This window comes from Burkholderia sp. Ac-20379 (genome assembly GCF_017104645.1).
Classification (GTDB): Bacteria; Pseudomonadota; Gammaproteobacteria; order Burkholderiales; family Burkholderiaceae; genus Burkholderia.
Window position 1 is genome coordinate 1 of sequence record NZ_JAAGPF010000344.1, and the last position, 7,741, is coordinate 7,741.

The following is a 7,741-nucleotide window of genomic DNA, read 5'->3' on the forward strand; positions in this document are numbered from 1 at the left end:
GCATGGCCGCGCGGGCCGTGCCAGCGCCCGTCGTCGCCGGGCGGCGGGCCGCCGAAGCCGTCGTCGCGCCAGAACGGATCGCCGTCGCCGCGCGGCCCCGCGCCGTGCGGCCAGCCGTCCGGCCCCATGCCGTCGTGCGGGAAGATCGGCGCGACCGAGCGCACGAACGCGGGCCAGGCCTCGGGCGTGGCGGTGAGGAAATCCCAGTTGCCGTGCGTGGCGTAGCGGCTTTCGAGCGCCTTCGTCACGCGTTCGACCTCCTCGTCGTCGCGGCCCACCAGATAGCGCACGAAGCCGTTCTCGAAGCTGTAGCGCATCGCCGCCCCCATCGCGACGGCGACGGCGACGCAGGTGACGAGGATCGCGAGGAACAGTTTCGAGGTGATGCCGACTTTCATACCGGGACAGGATGGCTACGGGAGAGGCGAGGCGCGTCATGAACGCGACGGCCGGGGCGCCCGGCGTCGCCGCGGATTGTCCGTTGTTTGGCGGCGCTGCGCGCCGGTGCGCGGGCGGTTCCACATTTTCTCCTTAATTCCCCCATTTTTGATGCGCATTCTGTGCTTAGTCTCAGGACATCGCGCATCGTCCCGGACGACGGCGCGCGGCCGCGGCGCAGGCCAGCGCCGCCTTGTCTCCGGATCGACGCCCATTTTGCGGAATTCCATGAGCCTCAACGTCCTCGTCATCGAACCGAACGAAGCCGTGCGCGACGCAATGCGCACGCATTTCAGCAAGCACCGGATGGAGATGTCCGTCTGGTATTCGGCCGCCACGCTGGTGGAGCGCGTCGAACGCGAGCGCCCGTCGGCGATCGTGATGCGCGCCGGCCCCGGCTATGCCGACACCTACGCATCGCTGCGCCAGTTGCGCGCGGCCGGCTACGACATGCCGGTGGTGCTGATCGGCGAGGAGCCGGACGTCAGCGACAAGGTGCTCGCGCTCGAATTCGGCGCCGACGATTTCCTGTCCGAGCCGGTGAACCTGCTCGAACTGTCCACCCGCATCCGCACCATCGTGCACCGCCCGATCGGCGCGGCCGCCAACGTGATCCAGGTGCCGCGCCCGCGCGTGATGGGCCCGATCGAGATCGATTTCGCCGCGCGGCGCGCCAGCAAGCGCGGCCGCGATCTCGGGCTGCGGCCCAGCGAATTCGCGCTGCTCAAGGCGTTCGTCAATCATCCGCTGCAGGTGCTGTCGCGCGCGACGCTGCTGCAACTGCTGCAGGTCGGCGACGAATCGCGCTCGGAGCGCGGCCTCGACGTGCTGGTGTTCCGGCTGCGCGCGCTGATCGAGGACAACCGCGACCAGCCGCGCCACATCCAGACGATGCGCGGGCGCGGCTACATCTTCGTGCCGCCGCCCGAGGAACGCGGCGCGCTGGCCGGCGCCGTGGCCGCCTGAACGCACGGCGTTTTCGCTCCGACCCCTTCAAGAAAATCGCGCCGCACTGTCGTTTTTCGTCCTCGCCCGAGGATTTTTTCGCTGGTGTTCGACGCCGTGCGGCGCGCCGCGGCACCTGCCTTCCCGATTCCTCTGACACGCCCGGTTTCAAGCGGGGCGCGGCTTGCCGGCCCGGCGGGCGGCGCCGCGCGCGCTCGCCGTTTGGAAGCGCGCCACTAGCGCGGGGCTTGCGCTGCGGCAGCGAATCGCCGTATCTTTACATCGTTCAATGTAATCATTCGGGGTGCGACGCATTCGGCGCCGCACGATCCGCCAAGGAGCATCGACGATGTCCCATCCGTCCGCAGCCGCCGTCGCGGCCGACATCATGCCCGTGCGCCGGGACCTGCACTTCGCGTTGCCGGTCGAGCGCGCGAAGGATTGGCACGGCCAGGGGCCGGCCGTCACGCATTTCTTCAACGCGCTGTCGCTGCTGTTTCCGGCCGGCGAGCGCTTCTTCATGGATTCGGTGCGCAACTACCGCGACCGCATCGACGATCCGGTGCTCAAGCAGCAGGTGGTCGGCTTCATCGGCCAGGAAGCGATGCACACGCGCGAGCACATCGAATACAACGAGGCGCTGCAGGCCAACCGGCTGCCGGCCCGCAAGCTCGATCAGCGGATCTGGAAGGTGCTGGGCTGGATGAAGCGCGTCATGCCGCATTCGATGCAGCTCGGCCACACGGTGGCCGCCGAGCATTACACGGCGATGCTGGCCGGGCTGCTGCTCGACGATCCGTCGCGCATGGACGGCGCCGAGGCCGGCTACAAGCAGATGTGGATCTGGCACGCGCTCGAGGAAACCGAGCACAAGGCGGTGTCGTTCGACGTCTGGAACGCGGTCATGGAGCCGGGCCTGAAGCGCTACCTGCTGCGCATCGGCACCTACCTGATGACCACGCTGACGTTCTGGCCCACCGTGTTCCTGCTCCACACGCGGCTGATCCGTTCCGATCGCACGTCCGGCCAGCGCGTGCGCGGCATGTGGCGCGTGATCAAGTTCCTGTACGGCCCGCGCCACGGCGTGTTTCCGCGCATCGCGCTTGAATGGCTGAGCTTCTTCCGGCCGAGCTTCCACCCGTGGGATTACGACAACCGCCGCCATCTGGCGCGGGTGGCGCAGATCGTCGCCGAGAACGAGGCGCGACAGGCCGCCGGGCACGGCGAGCCGCAGGTGTCGGCGGTGCGGCGCCGGCTGGGCGCGGCGGCCTGAGCGGCAGGCCGCACCGCGCGCGATTCGCGGGGCAGGGCACAACGGTGGCGGCGCGCAAGCGTCGCCGCCGTTTTTTATTGGCGCGGCGATTCGTCCGACATTTCGCCGCACGGCCCTGATCGGATCGGCGCACGGCGCGGGCCGTGCCGGCCGCCATCGATGGGCGGCACGACGCCGCGGCAATCGCCCGCGGCGCACCGCCGGCCCGCATCCGGCGACGGTGCAAGCGGCCTGGACAGACGCCAGCCAGCATCGGGCCCTTGCATTCATCCCAAAATGGACTAATCTTGTTAGTCAATTCACTTTGAGACTAACGGCCATGTCTCGACCCGCTCCGACCCCGCTTCCGGCCTCGCCGGCCGTGCCCGACGCCACCGCCGCGCAGATGTCCGCCGCCGGCCTGCGCGCGTTCTTCAACATCGCGAACGACTGGGACCTGTCGACCGACGAGCAGATCGTGCTGCTCGGCTCGCCGGGCCGCTCGACGTTCTTCAAATGGAAGGCCTCGCCGCAAACGGCGCGGCTCGCGCGCGACACGCTCGAGCGGCTGTCGCTGATGCTCGGCATCTACAAGGCGCTGCAGATCCTGCTGCCGCCCGAGGCGGCCGACGGCTGGGTCAAGCGCCCGAACGACGCCGCGCCGTTCAACGGCCGCCCCGCGCTCGACCGGATGCTGGCCGGCAACGTCAGCGACCTGGTGGCGGTGCGCCAGTATCTCGACGCCGCGCGGGGGGGCTGGGCGTGACATCAGCCGAACCGTCGACCCGCTGGCCCGTTTCCGCGCTCGATTGGGCGCCTGCCTACCGCATCATTCCCACCCGTTTTCCCGCGATCAACCTGTTCGATCGCGTGGCGTCGCCCGAGGATTTCGACGCGCTCTACGCGCTCGAGGAGATGACCAACGACCGCGTGCGCGCCGAGGTCGGCCAGCTCGATCTGGTGCCGCTCGCCGAGCGCCGCTACGGCCCCGGCTACGGGCCGATCATGGCCGCGTTCACGCACCTGAATCCGCAGGGCAGCCGCTTCTCGGACGGCAGCTACGGTGTGTTCTACTGCGCGCGCACGCGGCAGACGGCGATCGCCGAAACGCGCCATCACACCAGCCTGTTTCTTGCCGCCACGAAGGAAAAGCCGCTGCGCCAGCAGATGCGGCTCTACACCGTGGCCGCGCAGGGCGAGGTGGCCGACATCCGCGCCTGGGATGCGCGCGATCCGGGCCTGCTCGACCGCGACGATTATTCGGCGGGCCGCGCGTTCGGCCGCATGGTGCGCGGCGCCGGCTTCGCGGGGCTGGCCTATCCGTCGGTGCGCGATCGCGGCGGCGAATGCCTGGCCGCGTTCCGCACCACGATGCTGCGCGATTGCCATCACGCCGCGTATCTCGAATACAACTGGAACGGCTCGGCGGTGGATGTCGTGTTCGAACTGAACCAGGTCGGCTGACGCGCTGTTCGATCGTTTATCCGGCGCGCTCGCGCCGTTCGTGATGCAACTGACGAGGTATCGATGAAGAACGTTCCGATGCTGGTGCGCAACCGGCCCCGCATGTGGGTCGCGCTGCTGATCGGCGTGGCGGCCACGGCGTGCTTGCCGATCGTGCACGGCCGGTTTCCGCGCGTGCTGGTGGGTTGGGATATCGCCGTGTGGCTGTACCTGGCGATGATGTGGTGGCAGATGACGCGCGCGCACTACGAGAAGGTGCAGGAGATCGCGATGCGCGAGGACGAGAGCGCCACGGCGGTGCTGACCATCGTCTGCATCGCGACGGTGGCGAGCGTGGCCGCGATCGCGGTGGAGCTGGCCAGCGCCAAGAGCGTGGGGCTGCGCGCCGGCATCGAGCACTACGCGGTGACGGGCGCGACGCTGTTCGGCGCGTGGTTCCTGATTCCGACCATCTTCACGCTGCATTACGCGCGGCTCTACTACCAGTCGCCCGCCACGGCGCGCGCGCTGCAATTTCCCGATCGCGACGTCGAGCCCGATTACTGGGATTTCCTGTACTTCTCGTTCACGATCGCGGTGGCGTCGCAAACCTCCGACGTGATGCTGAACAACCGCTCGATCCGGCGCGCGGGCCTCGCGCAATCGATCCTGTCGTTCTACTTCAACATGGCCGTGCTCGGGCTGTCGATCAACGTCGCGGCGGGGCTGCTCGGCAATTAGCGCGCCGCCTCAGCCCACCATGCCGTACGGGCCGCCGCGTTCGAGCGCGCGCCGATACGCCGGCCGCGCATGGATCCGCTCGAGGAACGCGCGGATCGCCGGCAGTTGCGCCACCGTGCCGGCGCGCGAGGCGGCGGCTTCGAGCGGGAAGCTCATCTGCAAGTCGGCGGCGCTGAACGCGTCGCCGGCGAACCAGCCGGTCGCGCCGAGTTCCGCTTCGATATAGCCGAGATGCAGCTTCAGTTGCGGATCGACGAAGCTCGATTGCAGCGTGGCCGCGATCTTGCGCGCGATCGGCTTGGCGAAGAACGGCATCGGCGCCTGCGCGATGCGTTGCGCGACGAGCTTCAGCAGCAGCGGCGGCATCGCCGAGCCTTCCGCGTAATGCAGCCAGTACGTGTAGCGCAACCGCGCGGGCGTGCCGGGCGCGGGCGCGAAACGGCCCTCGCCGTAGCGGTCGATCAGGTATTCGACGATGGCGCCCGATTCGGCGATCGTCAGGCCGTTGTCGGTGATCACGGGCGATTTGCCGAGCGGATGCACGGCTCGCAGTTCGGGCGGGGCGAGCATGGTGCGCGGGTCGCGCTCGTAGCGCTTGATCTCGTACGGCACGCCGAGTTCTTCGAGCAGCCAGAGCACGCGCTGCGAGCGCGAGTTGTTCAAGTGATGGACGGTCAGCATGGGCCAGTGAGCGGAGCGGCAACCCGGCCGATTCTATCCACGGATCGCGCGGGAACGTTGAAGCTTTCCTACTAATCGTTCCGTTGTCCTGCCGAATCGGCGGTAGCGAAATACGTGCCTCGACCGCGCGCTCAGGGTCGATACGCATTTAAAAAATGATATTGGCGATGCTCGCTTCGTCGGATCATTCAGCGCATACTGAGCCACTCCACCGCCCCGGCACGCAGCTTGCAGGTGCCGGTCATGCCTCCGCACCCGCGAGGAGCGCATCACATGTCCGACTGTCCGCACAACCCTTACGCGCACCGCTATACGCACTGCCTGCCGTTCGGCGCGCAACCCTGCAGCGCGAGCGCCGCCACCCTCCGCACCCACTTCCGCCTCTGGGCGCCCGTCAGCGCCGAAGTGCGTCTCGAATTCGGCGTCGACGGCTCGGCCGAGCCCGCCATCGACATGGAACATGCCGGCCAGGGCTGGTTCGAGGCATTCGCGCAATGCGGGCCCGGCACGCGCTATCGCTACCGGCTCGACAACACGCTGCTGATTCCCGATCCGGCCTCGCGCTCGCAGCCCGACGGCATCGGCGGTGCGAGCGAGGTGATCGATCCGCGCGCGTTCGAGTGGCGGAATACGTTCTGGCGCGGGCGCCCGTGGGAGGAGATGGCGTTCTACGCGATCCAGCCCGGCGCGGTGGGCGGCTACGAGGCGGTGCGGCGGCGCTTGCCGCAACTCGCGCGGCTCGGCGTGACCGCGCTCGAATTGCTGGCCGCGCCCGACGCGCAGCACGATGCGCTGCCGTTCGCGCCGGTGGCCGCCTACGGCGGCCCGAACGCATTGAAGGCGCTGATCGACGATGCGCACGGCCTCGGTCTCGCGGTGCTGCTCGATCTCGACTACGCGCGCTTCGGCGCCGGCCACGACGATCTGCAGCGCTACGCCGCGCCGTTCTTCCAGTTGCGCGACGATCCGCAGCACGCGCCGCTCGCGCTCGAGCATCCCGAGGTGTGCGATTTCTTCTGCGACAACGCGCTCTACTGGATCGAGGAATACCGCTGCGACGGCGTGCGCCTGCGCGAGGCCGATCGGATCGGCAATGCCGGCCTGCGCGAGATCGCCGATCGCGCCCGCGCCGCCGTGTCGAACGACCGGATCGTGCATTTCGTGCTCGGCGGCGAGCGTCATCCGTCGCATCTGGCCGATACGCACTTCGACGCGCAATGGAACGAAGCGGGCGAGCGCGCGCTGCATCGTTTGACGGGGCGCGCCGCGCATCCGTATCGCGAGGCGATCTCGACGCGCCAGACCATCCATACGCTGGCGCGCGCGCTGACGGCGGGCGGTTCGGCCTATCAGCGCAGCGACGAACGCGGTGCGGCCGACGGCGCGTTGCCGATGACGTCGCTGGTGCTGTCCGACGGCGCGAGCCGGCCGTCGCCGGCCACGCGTCAGGCCGGGCTGGCCGCGCTGGCGCTGTCGTTGCTGACGCCGCAGATTCCGTTGATCTTCGCCGAGGCCGCGCCCGACGAAGCCAGCGAGCATTTCGTGCGTTCGGCGCTGGCCGTGCGCGCCAAGCTGATCGCGCCGCGGCTGGCCGATTCGCGGCCGCAATCGGCCGATCTGCTGCAACTGGCCGACGGCAGCGAGGCCGATGCGCTGCTGGCCGTCTGGCGGCTCGGCGACGGCGAGGTGCTGAGCCTCGCGCTGAACCTGTCGCCGGAACCGCTGCCGTTCGAGCACGCGCCCGACGGCACCGTCGTGTTCGAAACGCCGCCGCGCGCGCGCGACAACGTGCTGCTCGGCGAGTTGCCGCCGTTCACGCTGATGGCCTGGCTGACGGGCGACGTCAACGGCTATGCGCTGGCGCACGACACGCGCTTCTACCCGCTGCCCGACGCGCAGGCCTGCGAGGAAGCCTGAGCGTCATTCGCCGGCGTCTGCCCGATGCAGGCGCCGGCGGGTTCAACCCCCACCGATACCCCGAATGCCGGCCACGCCGTGCGCACCGTGCGCGCGCGCTTGCGGCAGGTCGGCGCGCGTCATGCCGCCGAGTGCGTAGACGGCCATCGCACGATCGCGCGGCAGCGCCGCCACGCAGTCGGCGAACTGCGCCCAGCCCATCGCGGGCGCGCCCGGATGCGTGAGCGTCGGCTTGACCGGCGACAGCGTGACGAGGTCCGCGCCGATCCGCTGCGCGTGCAGCAGCGACGCGCGATCGTGGCACGCGGCGGACAGCAGCGCCGT

8 protein-coding genes and 1 pseudogene are annotated in these 7,741 nt (G+C 69.3%); 6 read left to right on the forward strand and 3 right to left on the reverse strand.

Annotated elements, in window-relative coordinates; genetic code table 11:
• Positions 1 to 398 (reverse strand): annotated as a pseudogene (locus G3N92_RS28295) (two-component sensor histidine kinase); the annotation flags it as partial.
• 268 nt (positions 399 to 666) lie between these two features.
• Here G3N92_RS28295 and G3N92_RS28300 point away from each other — a divergent pair.
• From G3N92_RS28300 to G3N92_RS28320, 5 genes are all read left to right on the forward strand, one after another.
• Positions 667 to 1,404: a response regulator transcription factor gene (locus G3N92_RS28300; protein ID WP_206130884.1), complete on the forward strand. Its 738-nt coding sequence runs from the start codon at positions 667 to 669 to the stop codon at positions 1,402 to 1,404.
• A gap of 328 nt (positions 1,405 to 1,732) precedes the next feature.
• Positions 1,733 to 2,656, forward strand: coding sequence for a metal-dependent hydrolase (locus tag G3N92_RS28305; RefSeq protein WP_206130885.1), 924 nt, complete (start codon positions 1,733 to 1,735; stop codon positions 2,654 to 2,656).
• Between the two features lie 319 nt (positions 2,657 to 2,975).
• Complete coding sequence (locus tag G3N92_RS28310) at positions 2,976 to 3,401, forward strand: MbcA/ParS/Xre antitoxin family protein (protein WP_206130886.1); 426 nt, start codon at positions 2,976 to 2,978, stop codon at positions 3,399 to 3,401.
• On the forward strand, positions 3,392 to 4,099 hold the full coding sequence (locus G3N92_RS28315; protein ID WP_206130891.1) for an RES family NAD+ phosphorylase: 708 nt from the start codon (positions 3,392 to 3,394) through the stop codon (positions 4,097 to 4,099). The genes G3N92_RS28310 and G3N92_RS28315 overlap by 10 nt, the downstream gene beginning before the upstream one ends.
• 63 nt (positions 4,100 to 4,162) lie before the next feature.
• Entirely contained in the window at positions 4,163 to 4,819 is a 657-nt protein-coding gene (locus G3N92_RS28320; protein WP_206130887.1) for a DUF1345 domain-containing protein, read from the forward strand.
• Between the two features lie 9 nt (positions 4,820 to 4,828).
• Here the strand turns inward: G3N92_RS28320 and G3N92_RS28325 are convergent, their stop codons facing one another.
• Positions 4,829 to 5,500 carry a glutathione S-transferase gene (locus G3N92_RS28325; protein ID WP_206130888.1) on the reverse strand — a complete coding sequence of 224 codons (672 nt, stop codon included), beginning with the start codon at positions 5,498 to 5,500 and terminating at the stop codon, positions 4,829 to 4,831.
• A gap of 273 nt (positions 5,501 to 5,773) precedes the next feature.
• On the opposite strand from G3N92_RS28325, the gene G3N92_RS28330 reads away from it, so the two are divergent.
• Complete coding sequence (locus G3N92_RS28330; protein ID WP_206130889.1) at positions 5,774 to 7,417, forward strand: DUF3459 domain-containing protein; 1,644 nt, start codon at positions 5,774 to 5,776, stop codon at positions 7,415 to 7,417.
• Between the two features lie 42 nt (positions 7,418 to 7,459).
• Here the strand turns inward: G3N92_RS28330 and G3N92_RS28335 are convergent.
• Positions 7,460 to 7,741: thiamine phosphate synthase (locus G3N92_RS28335; protein WP_206130890.1), on the reverse strand; the 282-nt coding region annotated here is incomplete at its 5' end.

Bases quoted from the DNA above. Each gene is read 5' to 3' on its own strand.
- G3N92_RS28300 (WP_206130884.1), top strand. From the start codon at position 667: ATGAGCCTCAACGTCCTCGTCATCGAACCGAACGAAGCCGTGCGCGAC.
- G3N92_RS28305 (WP_206130885.1), top strand. From the start codon at position 1,733: ATGTCCCATCCGTCCGCAGCCGCCGTCGCGGCCGACATCATGCCCGTG.
- G3N92_RS28310 (WP_206130886.1), top strand. From the start codon at position 2,976: ATGTCTCGACCCGCTCCGACCCCGCTTCCGGCCTCGCCGGCCGTGCCC.
- G3N92_RS28320 (WP_206130887.1), top strand. From the start codon at position 4,163: ATGAAGAACGTTCCGATGCTGGTGCGCAACCGGCCCCGCATGTGGGTC.
- G3N92_RS28325 (WP_206130888.1), bottom strand. From the start codon at position 5,500: ATGCTGACCGTCCATCACTTGAACAACTCGCGCTCGCAGCGCGTGCTC.
- G3N92_RS28330 (WP_206130889.1), top strand. From the start codon at position 5,774: ATGTCCGACTGTCCGCACAACCCTTACGCGCACCGCTATACGCACTGC.